The sequence below is a fragment of the Agrobacterium sp. LEGMi-208b genome, from assembly GCF_059511785.1.
In genome coordinates this window covers 1,314,089-1,328,054 of sequence record NZ_CM183445.1, presented here as the reverse complement: position 1 = coordinate 1,328,054, position 13,966 = coordinate 1,314,089, and the positions used below count along the sequence as shown (strand labels likewise).

The following is a 13,966-nucleotide window of genomic DNA, read 5'->3' as shown; positions in this document are numbered from 1 at the left end:
GGCGGGCTGCGTTCACGCAAAAAGGGTCTGGTAGGTTTCAGGCTTGAAACCGACGGTTATCCTGCCCTTCGCCTCCAGCACGGGGCGCTTGATCATCGAGGGCTGCTCAAGCATCAGCCCGATGGCCTTCTCGCAGGTGAGATCGGCCTTCTGGCCGTCATCCAGTTTCTTGAAGGTGGTGCCGGCCCGGTTGAGAACCGTTTCCCAGCCCGCGGCATCGCACCATGTTTCCAGATGCGCGCGGTCGATGCCGGCCGCCTTATAGTCATGGAAAGAATAGTCGACGCTGTTGGCTTCCAGCCAGCTTCTGGCCTTCTTCATCGTGTCGCAGTTCTTGATGCCGTAAATCGTGACCGTCATGCCTTCTGCCTCTTCATCTCTAAAAGCACTTCCGGCATAACAAAATATCCGTCTTATTCAACCCGCCCGTGAACGTGCTCTGCGCATTTGTCCCGCCGAGGTGCTGAAGCCATGCAAAATCGCAATGGCTGATATCCAAACGAGCGCGAGCAAAGCTGCATGGCTTCCCTGCTACATCATGAGTTGTAGAACGGGCCGGAAATGCCCATTATCTGGGCATCAAAGATGGAGAGAAAAATGCGTCAGGTTGCAAAGACATCGCGTAACTTCTTCGGCGAAACTTTCGCCGTTCTCGGTGCAGCGCTCTCGGTTTCGGCCGCTGTTCGCGCACATCGCAAGCCCGCCCGTGCCGATCTCGAAGCCCTCGGCATCGACGGCAAGGCTTTCGACAAGGTACAGCTCTAAGCTGGTCATTATCCGTTGCGAGGCGATATCGCCTCGCTTGCGCTCAGGGTCGACAACCGGTTCGGTTTTCGACAGACGCGGTGGATGTGCGAATGGTGCGAAAAGCGCCCAGAACTTGCACAACAAGGTCCCGTGTCGTTTTCATTATTGAATTCGGAAATAATTGTCGGCGTGGAAGCGCTATGTCGCTTCGGATGCAGATTATCGTACCGCCAGCCTTTGCGTCTGTCGTTTCGAGCGTCCGATTACTTTTTCCGGCAAATGTAGCTGGCTTTCAGGCCGCTCATAACAGTCCGCTTTCGGCGAAAGTGCGAAGCGCCCAAGCGACTCATGTCGTGTTTCGCCATTGTGGCTGAAAACCAGTTCGAAGCTCCCCGCCAGCCAGCTATAGGGCTTTTCCGTCGGCATCAACTCGATTTTCCCGCAGCCATAGATCATGGTGAGATGCGGCGTAAACGACGGCGCGACGACATAGGGCAGGTTTGCCCGCCAAAGGGCGCGCTGCACCATCTTCGACAAGGCCTTAAGTTCCTGCATTTCACGGCTGCTGCGCAGCACCAGACTATTGCGATTGCCGAAAAGCGACGATCCATCGAAGGTGATCGGAACGGGTCGCGCCTTGATCTCCCCCAGTACCGCTCGCAGCCGATTTACCAGCCCCTGAGGCACGGTCTCGAAACATCCGATACAGAGCAGGGTTATATGCAGAAGTTCCTGCGGATAGGCCTCACGTTTCGTCCGCCCTGCGGCATGACGCGACGCATCGGCAAAAATTCGCTCCGCGAGAGCTGCAGGTGGTTTCACCGTGATCAAGAGTTTGCTGCTAAATCGCGGATTGAAACGCCGTATTTTCTCCGGCTCACACCCTTCGAAGAAAAGCTGCCGTGAACCTCCTTCATCTGCTAACTCGAAACCCATGACGATGCTCCACGGCCTATGCCAGGGCCGCGATATTATCATCACCGGTAAGAATTAAAAGAACAAAAAGAGAACAATAGCCATGTGGTGCTCACCAGATGCCGGGAAACAGGCGATGGCGCCTTTCACGGGCATAGTCAGCATAACCGGGCAATTCTGCCTGAAGCAGACGATCTTCCCAGCCGGTGCGCAGGATCAGCAGGGCGATGGCCAAAGCGGCGGGGAGCAAAGCTACCCAGGAACCCAATGCGAGCGGTATGCCGGTGAACATGGCGATTGCGGCCGTGTAACCGGGATGGCGCACGATACGGTATGGCCCCGACGTGATCACCCGTTGCCCGCGCTCGCTTTGGATGCGGACACCCGGCTCGAAGAATGGATTGACGGCCTGGGCCCAGGCCGTAACCGCAATACCGCCGACAAGCAGGATATACCCAAGCAGGACGGCCGAGATCGGCACGGCGGACCACCCCATCCGGCCGGCATCGAGTGCCGCGACCGGGATTTCGGCGGAAAAAGCAAGAAGGATACCGGTGACGAGGAACAGGTCCCATTTCTTGGTGCCCGGCTGGAACCGGCTGCGCGCGCGGAAAATGACCGGGTTCACACGCGCCAATACCAGCGCCGAAAGGCCAAAGGCGGCGACCACGACCGCGACGAAAACCCAGCCCGGACACCAGCCAATCTGGCCTGCAGGCAGAAAAATCAGGGCCATCAGGCTGAGCGGTGAAACAATGGCGTAGAGGATCGCCGCGGAGCGTGACATTGGCTTTGGATCGGCATCGTGTGTCATCGGCTCCTCCCATTATCCTTCGCAGGCGAACGTAGCCTCTCCTAACGGACTGCGTTGCAGCGGCCTGAAGCCATGCCGGACCGAGGATACTCTGCGAAGACGGTCGAAATACTGGCGAAAAAGGGCAGAAAGTCAAACGTGCAAGCGGCATCCGGGCTTGTCAACCGCCCGACATTGGCGCCCGGACCGGGACGGTTCGCCGCTGTTCGGGGCATCGATCAACCGCCATCGATCGTCGATGGGTCCCGCCATATGCGCCGCGCGCACGCGGTTTCCGGGAAGCTCCTGTCAGCGGTTATAGGCAAAACCGCTCGGTGTTGACATTCTACCTATTAGTTGGTAGGTGATGCCTATGAAAAATCCCCAGACCAAGGCTGATGAAATTCTTCGCTGCGCACGCGCCCTGATCATAAAGGGTGGCTATAACAGTTTCAGCTATGCCGACATTTCCGCCGTGGTCGGCATTCGCAATGCAAGCATTCACCACCATTTTCCCAGCAAGTCCGATCTGGTCCAAAAACTGGTTGCGCAATACAGGCAGGAGGCGGAAGCCGGTATTGCCGAACTGGAACGAAACATCTCCGACCCGCTCGAACAGCTCCGCGCCTATATCGGCTATTGGGAGGGCTGCATCGCCGAGGCTACGCATCCCTTCTGCGTCTGTGCTCTACTCGCCAGTGAAATCCCGGTTCTTCCTGAAACGGTCGCTCTTGAAGTGCGCGCGCATTTCCGAAGCCTCTCCGACTGGCTCACCGCCGTTCTGGAACGTGGTGTTGCACAGGGGCGCCTCGCGCTGACCGGGTCTGCCAGAACCAATGCTGAAATCTTCATGGCCACCGTTCACGGCGCGATGCTCTCCGCCCGTGCCCACGGTGATGCGACGACTTTTGGCGCAATAACCCGTCCCATGCTGGAGCGCATGACCGCTTGAAATCGGAGCTTCGCGAGACAGATGGACGCGTGGCCCGAGCGGCATGCCACCGAAAAAATTAGACGGCATCAAGCTGGCAGATTTGTCGATGACGGTCTGCTTCCCGGACCAACCCGTCCTTTGGACGAGAAAGGTAATCTCTCATGTTCGGAATTTCTCCGCTCGGCTGGATCCACACGCTTGGAAGCCTGCCAGCCATTCCCGCCGCCATCTACATGTTTGCCCGCCACGGTCGAATTGTTCCCCGATCAGCGCCGGGCAACCTCTATCTTGTTTCCATGCTGATCGGCGCTTCCACGGTCTTCCTCGTGGCGCATCAGCCGATCAGTTATGGCGTCGGCGTCCTGACCATCCTGTTCCTGCTTGCAGGTTACGGCATCGAACGCGTTCTGGGTTCAACGCGCATTGCCAGATATATTGAAACCATCTGTCTCAGCATCAGTGCATTTCTTTTGATGGTCCCGACGGTGAGCGAAATCCTGCGTCGTGTTCCGGACGGTCACCCGCTGGTTACGGACCTGAAATCGCCGCCGCTTCTCGGTGTCCAGGCCGGGTTGCTGGCGATCCTCGTCGTGGGCCTGACGGCTCAGATGATCTATCTCACACGACAAAACAGAAACGCCGCGAACTAGTCGCGGCGTCATATTTATCGGACCGTGTCGAGGTATAGTCCTATTCCCACTCGATCGTGCCGGGCGGCTTGCTCGTCACGTCATAGACGACGCGATTGATGCCGCGCACTTCGTTGATGATACGGGTCGCCGCGCGGCCGAGGAAATTCATGTCGTAGGGATAGAAATCCGCCGTCATGCCATCCACCGAGGTCACGGCGCGCAGCGCACAGACGAAGTCGTAGGTGCGGTAATCGCCCATCACGCCGACGGTCTGCACCGGCAACAGCACGGCAAAGGCCTGCCAGATGGTGTCGTAAAGACCAGCCTTGCGGATTTCATCGAGATAGATCGCATCCGCCTTGCGAAGGATATCGAGCTTTTCGCGGGTGATCGCGCCGGGGCAGCGGATCGCGAGACCCGGGCCGGGGAAGGGGTGACGGCCGATGAAGCTTTCCGGCAGGCCGAGTTCGCGGCCCAGCGCGCGCACTTCATCCTTGAAGAGTTCACGCAGCGGCTCGACGAGCTGCATGTTCATGCGCTCGGGAAGACCGCCGACATTGTGGTGGCTCTTGATGGTGACCGAGGGGCCGCCGGAGAAGGAGACGCTCTCGATGACGTCAGGATAAAGCGTGCCCTGCGCGAGGAAATTCGGTGCTCCCTTGCCATCGGCGGCAATCTTGGCCGCTTCGGCTTCGAAGACCTCGATGAACAGGCGGCCAATGGTCTTGCGCTTCACTTCCGGATCGGAAACGCCCGACAGTTCACCGAGGAACAGGTCGGCGGCGTCAACATGAACAAGCGGAATATTGTAATGGTCGCGGAACATGCCGACGACCTGCTCGCTTTCGCCAAGCCGCATCAGGCCGTGGTCGACGTAAACGCAGGTCAGCTGGTCGCCGATCGCCTCGTGGATGAGGATGGCCGCAACCGAGGAATCGACGCCGCCGGAAAGCGCGCAGAGCACGCGGCCGGTGCCGACCTGCTCGCGGATCTTGCGGATCATCTCGGCGCGATAGGCCGCCATCGTCCAGTCGGATTTCAGCCCGACGATCTTGTGCACGAAATTGGAGAGCAGCTTGCCGCCGTCTGGCGTATGCACCACTTCCGGGTGGAACATGGTGGAGTAGTAGTGACGCTTCTCGTCCGCGGCGATGGCGAAAGGTGCGTTCTCGGAGGTCGCGATGACCTCGAAACCGTCCGGCAGCTTCGTCACGCGGTCGCCATGGCTCATCCACACGGGATAGCTCTTGCCCTGTTCCCAGAAGCCTTCGAAAAGCGGGCTTGCCTTCTTGATGTCGATATCGGCACGGCCGAATTCCGCCGCATGGCCACCCTCGACCACACCACCGAGCTGCGTGCAGAGCGTCTGCTGGCCGTAGCAGATGCCGAGGATCGGAACCTTGCTGTCGAACACCGCCTGCGGTGCGCGCGGGCTGCCTTCCGCCGTGACAGATGCGGGGCCGCCGGAGAAGATCACGCCCTTCGGCTGAAGCTTCTCGAAGGCCTCTGCGGCATTCTGGAACGGGTGGATTTCGCAATAGACCCCGGCTTCACGGATGCGGCGCGCAATCAGCTGCGTCACCTGGCTGCCGAAATCGATGATGAGAATGCTGTCGGGATGGGCTATCTGGGTCATGGCGAGCCTTTAAAGAAAATGGCGGCTTTAGGCAACCCGGAAGCGGGCGTCAAACAGCGGAAATTTGCGAAAATCACAAGGTTCAGAGGGCGATTACGCCTTCCTCGATGGCGCGGCAAAGCCGGTCGACGGCATCCGCCAGCTTTTCATCGATGATGTGCAGGTACTCCGTCCAGTCGTCCACATGGTTCACATCCACCTTGCCATCGGAAATGCCGCGCAGACTGACGAGAGGCACGCCGAAACGCTGGCAGGCTCTTAAAACCGCAAAGGTTTCCATTTCCACCATATCGGCGTCGATCAGCCCGTAGGCCTCGCCGGAGACGACATTGGCGCCCGTGGAAAGCCGCGCCTCGGCAACTTCAGGTATTCGCAAAGGCAAGGCCACTTCGGCGGGCAGATCAAGCAGCGGCGTACAGCCCTTTTCGAAACCGAAGGCGGAGGCGTCCATGTCGCGATAGGAAACCGAAATCGCCTGATAGATGCCGGTTTGCTCCAGCGTCCGCGAACCGGCGGAACCGAGCGAAACGACGAGGTCGGGCAGGTGATCGGCCGCATCGAGACCGGCAAGAACGGCCGTGACCGCAATCGCTGCCTCGACCGGGCCGATACCGGTCATCAGCGGTGCAATGCGTGCCTGAAGGTGAGGGCCGTATTCGGGGGAAGCCGCCATGACGAAGAGGACGGATTTATTCGCAACATGCAAAAGCCGGTAGCTCATCCGGTAATATCCTCACGCCCCTTCACCACCATCATCGTGCCTGTCATCGAGGCGATCAGCTTTGCCGGCCCGTCGGAAAGCGCATAAGCGCGGCCATCGGCGACGATCAGGTTATTGCCGGGCTTGATGATTTCACCGCGAAACAGGAACCGCTCGCCACGTCCGGGCGACATGAGGTTGACCTTGAATTCGATGGTCAGCAACGAGGCTTCCGGCTCGATGATCGTATAGGCGGCATAGGTGCAGGCCGTATCCAGACCGGCGGCGATGACGCCGGCATGCAAGATGCCGTGCTGCTGTGTCAGCTTTTCATGAAAAGGCAGCTCGATTTCCACCAGCCGGTGTTCGATACGGCTGATCTCGGCGTTAATCGCCTGCACCACGCCCTGTCGCGCAAAGCTTCGTTCTATCCGCTGACGAAAATCGCCGGGATCCGTGATCTCCATGGCCTACCTGCCTGCTTCTGCCTCATCGCAAACTGACATGGCGCGTGGCGGCAGGCAACGCAAGGGCGGCGCAGGGATTTAGTTCAACATGCCGATGCTTGCGTTCAACACCGTGGCAAAGGCGACCCACAGGGCATAGGGCACGAAAAGCCACATGGATATGCGGTCACGGCGGTAGGTAAGTGCCACGAAGGCGATGATGCAGATCAGCATCGGAATGATGATGACGAGTGCACCTGCCGGGCTTTGCATGCCGAAGAAGATCGGCGACCACAGGAAGTTCAGCACCATCTGCGTGAACCACAGCCGCATGCGCGTTCCCATCGGCTTGCGGATCCATGTCCGCGCGCCGGCAATGCCGATCAGTACGTAAAGCGCGGTCCAGACAGGCCCGAAAATCCAGTTGGGCGGATTGAAGAACGGCTTCTGCAGCGATTGATACCATTCGCCGGGCACATTGTTGACGCCGATCAGCGCCCCCACGGCAACAACAGCAACCACAAAAACAACATGGACGGCAAGGTTTCTCATGACCCGTCCAATGCGCCGGCCGGGCTTTTGTTCCCGTGTCTTTTCAGTATTTTAGCTGGACAGACGCACGATGTGCTGGTCCCACGCCACGTCGCTGCGCAGGGTCTCGAAAAATCCGTCATAGGAAGAAACCGCAATGCCTCTCGCGGCGGGCGCGACGCCTGCGGCTTCCCGCACGGTCGTCTCGGAAACGACACGCCCGTTTTTTGCATCCAGCGTCACGGCGGCGTTGCCGTTGGGTGATGTCAGGCCCACCAGCCCATCGCGCCGGTTGACGGCGATGGCCCCGACATAATTGGCAAGGCGCACCGTCGTTTCTTCCGGCAGATCGACAAAGGTGAGATCTTCACCCTTGGAGAAATGGCCGACAAGCGGCGGAAGATCGTTGCGCGGTCCCTCATATTGGCAGGCGAACCAGATGCGCCCGTCATCGCCGAGATCGACATGGCGGGTGGAAAGCTGCCGCAGCCGGTCCGGCATGGCGTGTTTCTGGATCAATTGACCCGTCACGGCGTCCAGAAGCACGAGGGACGGCTGCATGCTGTCGATATTGAGCTTGGTTCGGTCGAAATCCGGATGGGTTTCAATACCGCCATTGGCGATCACGATCAGCCGCCCGTCATCGCTCACCGTCATATCATGCGTGCCGATGCCATGCGCATCATATTCGCCGATGCGGGCAAAGTCGTTGCGGGCGTCATAGAGCCCGATAACGCCGCGATTGCCGTCGAAGTCGTTTTCGCTGGCATAGAGGATTGCCCCGTCAGGGGAGAATTGCCCGTGACCGTAGAAGTGGCGGTTTTCCGGCGTGTGCATCACGATCGGTTCGCGGCGCCGCGCGGGGTCGAAGGCCATGAAGAAGGTGCCGGGCCGACGCGCAAAGGCCACTGTCATACCGGTCGCGCGGTTTGTCGCCATTCCATGGGCGCGGGCGGGAAGCGCGACGCGGTCGATGATCTCGCCGCCCTCGCTCACCGTCGCAATGCCGTAGGATCCGTCACGGGCGCGGAAGGCGGAGGCAAAGACCGCGTCTGTCCGTTCAAGCGCATAAAGTGAACGGGGAGCAAGCGCGGCGAGGAAGGAAACGCCCGCCGCCTTGATGAAGCTGCGCCGATCTATCAGCAACCGTTTGGTGCCTGATATCATCGGCTCAGTCCCCATCGGCGAAGGAAAAGCCGGAACTGAGGCCGATCGCGCCGCCATATTGATCGTTCAAGCGGTAGATCAGGTCTTTGCCATTGAGCAGCAGATAATCCACCTTGGCGCGCTGATCGTCCTGATCCAGCGCCTTTTGCACATCCGTATCGATTGTCCCGGCAACGCGGATCATCGATTTGGCGATGAAGTCGATGGAGTTGACGATGGAGCGCTGATCGGGCGGGACGAGTTCGACCATATCCGCCGTGTGCAGCAGGGTCTGAACCGCCTTGATATTGGTGGAAATGCTCTGCCATGTCAGGCCGGAGCGCCAATAAATGGCGGTGCGGGGAAATCTTGCCTTGTCCGGTCCCTTGTAAAAGGTTTCGATCCGCTGGTCGCGAATGGCTTCGGAGCCATGGACGAGAATGCCAAGCAGGGCAACTAGCGCCTCGCGCTCGTCGCGAAAGACGGGGTTGTCCGCTCCGGGCTCGGTCCAGTTTTTCTGCGCGCCGTCAGGTGCATTCCAGCTGTCGGAAAGTTCCGTCGCCACATTGGCAATATTGCCGGCGATGGCAGCGCCATAGCGGCAGCGGAAATCACCCTTCCTGTTGAGCAGCTCTTCCGCGCCGGTTCCGTAAAGCACGAACTCCAGAGCGCCGAGCCCCTGCGCCGCAACGCTCTTGCCGCTCAGGCCATCGGCATTGGTGACGCTTTCATCTTTTTCGGCGAGATAACGCTGCACCTGTTTCAGCCCGAGACCCTTCTTGTCGGGATAATAAAGCACGCGTTCGAAACGGTTCTTCTCGATGACAGGGCCGACACGCACGATCTCGATGGTGGACCAGCTTGACACCGTATCGGCAAAGGCTGCCTTGGCCGCCGCCTCTGTCGTTTGGGAAGGAGCGGTGCAGAAAGCTTTCATGCGGCCTTCCAGCGTCTCCGCCGACTGCCGGAAGTGGTCATAGCCGGGACGGATGAAGCCGTTCACCGCTTTTTCCATAACGCTCCGCACCTGCGCCGGGTCGAGTGGCGGCGGCGGCATCAATTCCACGTCCTGCGCCATTGCCGGCTGGTTGGCCAAGAGTAGCAACACGGAAAAGAGACCGGAAATTTTTCGCATGGCATTTTTCATCAAAGGGACTCCAGAAAAGCCAGCAAAGCCTGCCGGTCGGATTTTTGCAAGGCGGCAAAGGCGTCACGCGCTTTTTGCCCTTCGCCGCCGTGCCACAGTATCGCTTCCGTCAGGCTGCGCGCCCGCCCGTCATGCAGGTAAAAACCGTTGCCATTGACCTTTTGCGTGAGGCCTATCCCCCAGAGCGGCTGGGTTCGCCACTGCCGTCCGCTGGCTTCGCCCACCTGCTGGCCGTCGGCAAGTCCTTCGCCCATGTCGTGCAGCAGAAAATCGGAATAGGGCCAGATCAGCTGGAAGGAATGCATGGGGTCGGCGGCATCGCGGCGGGTGACGAATTTCGGGGTGTGGCAGGCCGTACATCCGGCGGCGTAGAAAAGCTGCTTTCCCTGCAGAACCCTCGGATCATCGACATTGCGGCGGCGCGGCACGGCGAGGTTTTCGGTATAGAAGGTCACGAGATCGAGAACCGGATCGGGCGCCTCCACCGGCCCGAGCCGGGGCTGCACGCCGGTCGGCATGGCAAGACAGTCCTTCTGGATGTCCGTGCAGTCGCCATAGGCATTCGGCGCATCCGGTGTGGAAATGCCGATATCGTGGGAGAAGGCGCTGGCGCTCTGGTCGCGCACGCTCGCATTCTGCGCTTTCCAGCCAAACCGCCCGAGTTTCACCTCGCCGGTGCGATGGTCTTTGACCCATGCGGGACGCCCGGCAATGCCGTCGCCATCATTGTCGTCCGGGTCGGCCTTGGCCAGAATATCGGCCTCGGCAATGGCCTCGATCAGGCCAAGCCCGAGAGTGGGCATGGCGATGCGCGCAGAAAGTGTCGTGTCGGCACCAAGCGGGCCATATTGCAGATTCGCCGCGGCATAGTCGGGTTTGCGCAGCATTACCACTTCGCCATCCGCCAGTTGAACCGGCTCTTCCCTATAGGTGATGACTGGCTTGCCTTCGGCAGCAAGGCCGGGAATGGCCAGGTTCTGAAGCTGCCGGCCATAGGTCTCATCGGGAAAATTTAAGGTCTGGTGGCTGGCAATGGCCTGTCGTTCGGCTTCATTTCGGGCCGGCCGCGCCAGCCGCAGAAATAGCGAGACGGCATCTTCCCCGGCAAGGGGCGGGCGGCCCCTGCCATCCTTCACATGGCAGGTCTGGCAGGACCGGGCATTAAACAGCGGCCCAAGCCCGTCCGAAGCCTGTGTGGAAGAGGGGGAGGAGACCCAGAGCTTCTGGAACAGCGCGTTGCCGAGCTTGAAATCCTGCTTCCGCTCGGGCGGCATGGTGGCGGAAGGATGTGAAAATGCGTTGCTATCGGCCTTGCTGGCGCTGGTCGTCGCTCCGCCGGACATGGCCTCGAAAGCTTCCGGCCTGGTAAAATCCGCCGTTGGCGCGGTAACGGCCAGCACGCGGCTTCGATCTTTCTCCGTCAGATCGTCACGCAGCGGTTCGGCAAGCGCCATCGACGCCACAAGGCAGGCTGCCCCGGCGAAGAAGAATGGCTTGCGGATCGGCGGCAGCAAAAATTGCATGACAATAGGGCGGATGGGAGTAACGGGCCGCAGCGATCCGCGGCCCGCTTTACCGCTTATTTGAAGACGGCGTTCGGATTGTCGAGGCTGTCGGAGCCTTCAAGCTCGATCTTGCCGAGATCGAGCGCCGCGATAACGCGTTCGACAGACTTCGTCTGGTCGAGAAGGCCATCGATGGCCGCCTGAACCACGGCATTGCCTTCCTTGTTGCCTTCGCCGATCATCTGGTCATAGGCCTCGACGGTCTGCGCACGCTTTTCCATGGCGTGCATGGCGTCGAGCGTCTTGTTGAGCTTCGCCAGCATCTCGTCGTTCAGCGCCTTGTCCTTGGCGCCGACCAGTTCGGACAGCGAGGCGCCCGTCATCTTCGTTCCGTCCACGCGGGTATAGTCACCGGTATAGGCCGATGCGATGCCGATCGCGTCGTAAAGATGCGAATTATAGGTGTTGTCGGAGAAGCAATCATGCTCCTCTTCCGGATCGTGCAGCAGAAGGCCGAGCTTCATGCGCTCACCCGCCAGCTCACCATAGGAGAGCGAGCCCATGCCGGTGAGGATGGCGGTCAGGCCCGCTTTCGGGTCGGCTTCCACCGTTTTCGTGGCTTCGCCTTCCGGCGCCCAGGCATCCACCATTTCCTGAAGATCCTTGACCAGCAGGGTCGAGGCGGATTTCAGGTAGTCGGCGCGGCGGTCGCAATTGCCGTTCGTGCATTTCGCCTTGTCGTAATCGGTGTAGGGGCGGTTGCCTGCGCCCGGCCCGGTGCCGTTCAGGTCCTGACCCCAGAGCAGGAATTCGATGGCGTGGTAACCGGTCGTCACATTGGCTTCGACATCGCCCGCCTCGTGCAGGCTTTCGATCAGCTCGGGGGTGATCTTGGAGGCGTCGACCTCTTCACCGCTGATCTTGATCTTCGGATTGGCAATGATGTTGGCAACGTAAAGCTCGTTCTCGTCGCTTTCCGTGCCATAGGAACCGTCGACATAGTCGATCAGGCCTTCATCCAGCGGCCAGGCATTCACCTTGCCTTCCCAATCGTCAACGATCGGGTTGCCGAAACGATAGACTTCCGACTGCTGATAGGGAACGCGGGCCTTGATCCATGCTTCCCGGGCGGCTTTCAGGGTTTCTTCGCTCGGCGTTGCGAGCAGCGCATCGATGGCCTTGTCCAGCGCCTTCGCCGTTGTCAGCGAATCCTCATATTTGGCATGCGCGACATCGGCATAATGCTTGACGACGGCAGCCGCGTCGGTGGCGGCCTGGGCGGGAAGCGCGGTGAAAGCCGCAGATGCGGCAAGAAGCGCAAAAGAAGCGCTGAGAATGGTTTTGCGGATCATGATCCCTCTCCTTCGGCAGGCGCGAAATGACTTCACGCCGCGGCAAGCGAGTTCTGACCCAATCACAAACTTGTGTCAAACATTCTAGTTTAGAATGCTTTGAAACAAGACCTGGTGTTGTTTTTCAAGTAAAATCAGTGCTTGCAAAGACGGTGTTATGCTTTGCGTTTCATCAAGCAGAAGAAGAAGCCGTCCGTATCTGTGGTTGCAGGCGTCAGCGTCACTGTCTTGCCATCGGAAGAATGCGGTTTGTTGGCATTGCCGCCGAAAGTCGTCTGCCAGCGCTCCAGCGCCGAGCCAATGGCAAATTCCGGATTTTCCTCGCAGAAACGACGGACCTGCTGTTCGTTTTCTTCGGGAAGCACCGAACAGGTGACATAGAGCAGCTCCCCGCCCGGGCGCACGAAGCCCTTGGCCTGCGAAAGCGCCTCGCCCTGCTGCTGCACGCGCTCTTCCAGATTGCGGGCCGTCAGCCGCCATTTGGTGTCGGGTCGGCGGCGCCATGTCCCGGTGCCGGTACAGGGCGCGTCCACCAGAACGCGGTCGAATTTTTCCTGAAACGGCGTAAGGCCAGAGGCGCGGTCATGGACCTGCACATTGCGCGTACCGGCCCGTTTCAGCCGCTCGATGATCGGCGCGAGCCGCTTGCGGTCGGCGTCAAAGGCGTGGACCTGGCCCTTATTGTTCATGCTGGCCGCCATGGCCAGCGTCTTGCCGCCGCCGCCGGCGCAATAATCGAGGATCTGTTCGCCTTCATGCGCGCCGGCAAGATCGGCAACGATCTGCGATCCCTCGTCCTGCACTTCGAACCAGCCCTTCTGGAAGGACAGTTCGGCGGTGACGTTCGGCAGGCGGGAAGGGCCTTCGCCAGCGGGAATGCGCACGCCCTGCCGGGCGATATGTGTGGCTTCCGCGCCGCTTTCTTCCAAAGCCTTCAGCACCTTGTCGCGTGTCGCTTTCAAGGTGTTGGCACGAAGATCAAGCGTGGGCCGCTCATTCAGCGCCTGCGCCTCGGCGAGCCAGCGCTCTCCAAAGGCGGTTTCGAAGGAAGATTGGACCCATTCGGGTATGTCGCCCTGAATATGAGCCGGTGCGTCACTAAGGGAACGGGAGAGGAAAGCCTGCTGCCTTTCCGCATCGGGTGCTGTGGGCGCGAATTTGTCGCCGTCGAATTCCGCCGAAAGGTCCGAAAAGCTTTTGCCCCACTGCCGCAACAGAACCGCATAGGCAAGAGAGGCAGCGCTATCGTCATCCATCAGCCAGGCGTGCGACAGTTTCATGCGCAGCGCGTCATAGACGATGTTGCCAATTGCGGCCCTGTCGCCGGAACCGGCGAAACGATGGGCAAGGCCCCAATCTTTCAGAGCATCGGCAACGGGACGCCTGCGTCCCTCAATATCTGCCAATACTTCGATTGCTCCGGCCAAACGCCCGCCTAAACGCATTGTCTACCTCGTTCTTGTGCTAAGCCCGGTTGGTAGA

At 59.8% G+C, this 13,966-nt stretch carries 15 protein-coding genes; 3 read left to right on the top strand and 12 right to left on the bottom strand.

Going from position 1 to position 13,966, the window contains the following annotated elements:
• Positions 1-12: 12 nt before the first annotated feature.
• A complete protein-coding gene (locus AC5YUO_RS06595; protein ID WP_496154670.1) occupies positions 13-360 on the bottom strand; it encodes an ArsC family reductase in 348 nt (115 codons plus the stop codon).
• A gap of 237 nt (positions 361-597) precedes the next feature.
• Here AC5YUO_RS06595 and AC5YUO_RS06590 point away from each other — a divergent pair, with 237 nt between their 5' ends.
• The gene (locus AC5YUO_RS06590) at positions 598-765 is read left to right on the top strand and encodes a hypothetical protein (protein WP_003503889.1); all 168 of its coding nucleotides are present in this window, start codon (positions 598-600) and stop codon (positions 763-765) included.
• 201 nt (positions 766-966) lie between these two features.
• Here the strand turns inward: AC5YUO_RS06590 and AC5YUO_RS06585 are convergent, their stop codons facing one another.
• Together AC5YUO_RS06585 and AC5YUO_RS06580 are read right to left on the bottom strand one after the other, a co-directional pair.
• On the bottom strand, positions 967-1,683 hold the full coding sequence (locus AC5YUO_RS06585; protein WP_496154669.1) for a 2'-5' RNA ligase family protein: 717 nt from the start codon (positions 1,681-1,683) through the stop codon (positions 967-969).
• 91 nt (positions 1,684-1,774) lie between these two features.
• Positions 1,775-2,476, bottom strand: a complete 702-nt coding sequence (locus tag AC5YUO_RS06580; protein ID WP_496154668.1) for a methyltransferase family protein — start codon at positions 2,474-2,476, stop codon at positions 1,775-1,777.
• Positions 2,477-2,828: 352 nt separating this feature from the next.
• On the opposite strand from AC5YUO_RS06580, the gene AC5YUO_RS06575 reads away from it, so the two are divergent.
• Positions 2,829-3,407, top strand: coding sequence for a TetR/AcrR family transcriptional regulator (locus AC5YUO_RS06575; RefSeq protein WP_496154667.1), 579 nt, complete (start codon positions 2,829-2,831; stop codon positions 3,405-3,407).
• Positions 3,408-3,550: 143 nt separating this feature from the next.
• A complete protein-coding gene (locus AC5YUO_RS06570) occupies positions 3,551-4,039 on the top strand; it encodes a hypothetical protein (protein WP_496154666.1) in 489 nt (162 codons plus the stop codon).
• Positions 4,040-4,079: 40 nt separating this feature from the next.
• On the opposite strand, the gene guaA is transcribed toward AC5YUO_RS06570, so the two are convergent.
• The 9 genes from guaA to AC5YUO_RS06525 form a co-directional block, all read right to left on the bottom strand.
• The gene (gene guaA, locus AC5YUO_RS06565; protein WP_400818896.1) at positions 4,080-5,657 is read right to left on the bottom strand and encodes a glutamine-hydrolyzing GMP synthase; all 1,578 of its coding nucleotides are present in this window, start codon (positions 5,655-5,657) and stop codon (positions 4,080-4,082) included.
• Between the two features lie 82 nt (positions 5,658-5,739).
• Positions 5,740-6,378, bottom strand: coding sequence for a 5'-methylthioadenosine/S-adenosylhomocysteine nucleosidase (locus tag AC5YUO_RS06560; RefSeq protein ID WP_496154665.1), 639 nt, complete (start codon positions 6,376-6,378; stop codon positions 5,740-5,742).
• On the bottom strand, positions 6,375-6,824 hold the full coding sequence (locus tag AC5YUO_RS06555) for a PaaI family thioesterase (RefSeq protein WP_003520131.1): 450 nt from the start codon (positions 6,822-6,824) through the stop codon (positions 6,375-6,377). The genes AC5YUO_RS06560 and AC5YUO_RS06555 overlap by 4 nt, the downstream gene beginning before the upstream one ends.
• A gap of 78 nt (positions 6,825-6,902) precedes the next feature.
• The gene (locus tag AC5YUO_RS06550; protein WP_400818890.1) at positions 6,903-7,355 is read right to left on the bottom strand and encodes a TspO/MBR family protein; all 453 of its coding nucleotides are present in this window, start codon (positions 7,353-7,355) and stop codon (positions 6,903-6,905) included.
• 51 nt (positions 7,356-7,406) lie between these two features.
• The gene (locus AC5YUO_RS06545; protein WP_496154664.1) at positions 7,407-8,501 is read right to left on the bottom strand and encodes a DUF1513 domain-containing protein; all 1,095 of its coding nucleotides are present in this window, start codon (positions 8,499-8,501) and stop codon (positions 7,407-7,409) included.
• 4 nt (positions 8,502-8,505) lie between these two features.
• Positions 8,506-9,627, bottom strand: a complete 1,122-nt coding sequence (locus AC5YUO_RS06540) for an imelysin family protein (protein WP_496154663.1) — start codon at positions 9,625-9,627, stop codon at positions 8,506-8,508.
• Positions 9,627-11,150 carry a di-heme oxidoreductase family protein gene (locus AC5YUO_RS06535; RefSeq protein ID WP_496154662.1) on the bottom strand — a complete coding sequence of 508 codons (1,524 nt, stop codon included), beginning with the start codon at positions 11,148-11,150 and terminating at the stop codon, positions 9,627-9,629. The genes AC5YUO_RS06540 and AC5YUO_RS06535 overlap by 1 nt, the downstream gene beginning before the upstream one ends.
• A gap of 56 nt (positions 11,151-11,206) precedes the next feature.
• Positions 11,207-12,484 carry an imelysin family protein gene (locus tag AC5YUO_RS06530; protein ID WP_496154661.1) on the bottom strand — a complete coding sequence of 426 codons (1,278 nt, stop codon included), beginning with the start codon at positions 12,482-12,484 and terminating at the stop codon, positions 11,207-11,209.
• Positions 12,485-12,639: 155 nt separating this feature from the next.
• Positions 12,640-13,929, bottom strand: coding sequence for an RsmB/NOP family class I SAM-dependent RNA methyltransferase (locus AC5YUO_RS06525; protein ID WP_496154660.1), 1,290 nt, complete (start codon positions 13,927-13,929; stop codon positions 12,640-12,642).
• Positions 13,930-13,966: the final 37 nt, after the last annotated feature.

Coding starts and splice junctions, on each gene's coding strand:
- AC5YUO_RS06595 (WP_496154670.1), bottom strand. CDS start 360: ATGACGGTCACGATTTACGGCATCAAGAACTGCGACACGATGAAGAAG.
- AC5YUO_RS06590 (WP_003503889.1), top strand. CDS start 598: ATGCGTCAGGTTGCAAAGACATCGCGTAACTTCTTCGGCGAAACTTTC.
- AC5YUO_RS06585 (WP_496154669.1), bottom strand. CDS start 1,683: ATGGGTTTCGAGTTAGCAGATGAAGGAGGTTCACGGCAGCTTTTCTTC.
- AC5YUO_RS06580 (WP_496154668.1), bottom strand. CDS start 2,476: ATGACACACGATGCCGATCCAAAGCCAATGTCACGCTCCGCGGCGATC.
- AC5YUO_RS06575 (WP_496154667.1), top strand. CDS start 2,829: ATGAAAAATCCCCAGACCAAGGCTGATGAAATTCTTCGCTGCGCACGC.
- AC5YUO_RS06570 (WP_496154666.1), top strand. CDS start 3,551: ATGTTCGGAATTTCTCCGCTCGGCTGGATCCACACGCTTGGAAGCCTG.
- guaA (WP_400818896.1), bottom strand. CDS start 5,657: ATGACCCAGATAGCCCATCCCGACAGCATTCTCATCATCGATTTCGGC.
- AC5YUO_RS06560 (WP_496154665.1), bottom strand. CDS start 6,378: ATGAGCTACCGGCTTTTGCATGTTGCGAATAAATCCGTCCTCTTCGTC.
- AC5YUO_RS06555 (WP_003520131.1), bottom strand. CDS start 6,824: ATGGAGATCACGGATCCCGGCGATTTTCGTCAGCGGATAGAACGAAGC.
- AC5YUO_RS06550 (WP_400818890.1), bottom strand. CDS start 7,355: ATGAGAAACCTTGCCGTCCATGTTGTTTTTGTGGTTGCTGTTGTTGCC.
- AC5YUO_RS06545 (WP_496154664.1), bottom strand. CDS start 8,501: ATGATATCAGGCACCAAACGGTTGCTGATAGATCGGCGCAGCTTCATC.
- AC5YUO_RS06540 (WP_496154663.1), bottom strand. CDS start 9,627: ATGAAAAATGCCATGCGAAAAATTTCCGGTCTCTTTTCCGTGTTGCTA.
- AC5YUO_RS06535 (WP_496154662.1), bottom strand. CDS start 11,150: ATGCAATTTTTGCTGCCGCCGATCCGCAAGCCATTCTTCTTCGCCGGG.
- AC5YUO_RS06530 (WP_496154661.1), bottom strand. CDS start 12,484: ATGATCCGCAAAACCATTCTCAGCGCTTCTTTTGCGCTTCTTGCCGCA.
- AC5YUO_RS06525 (WP_496154660.1), bottom strand. CDS start 13,929: ATGCGTTTAGGCGGGCGTTTGGCCGGAGCAATCGAAGTATTGGCAGAT.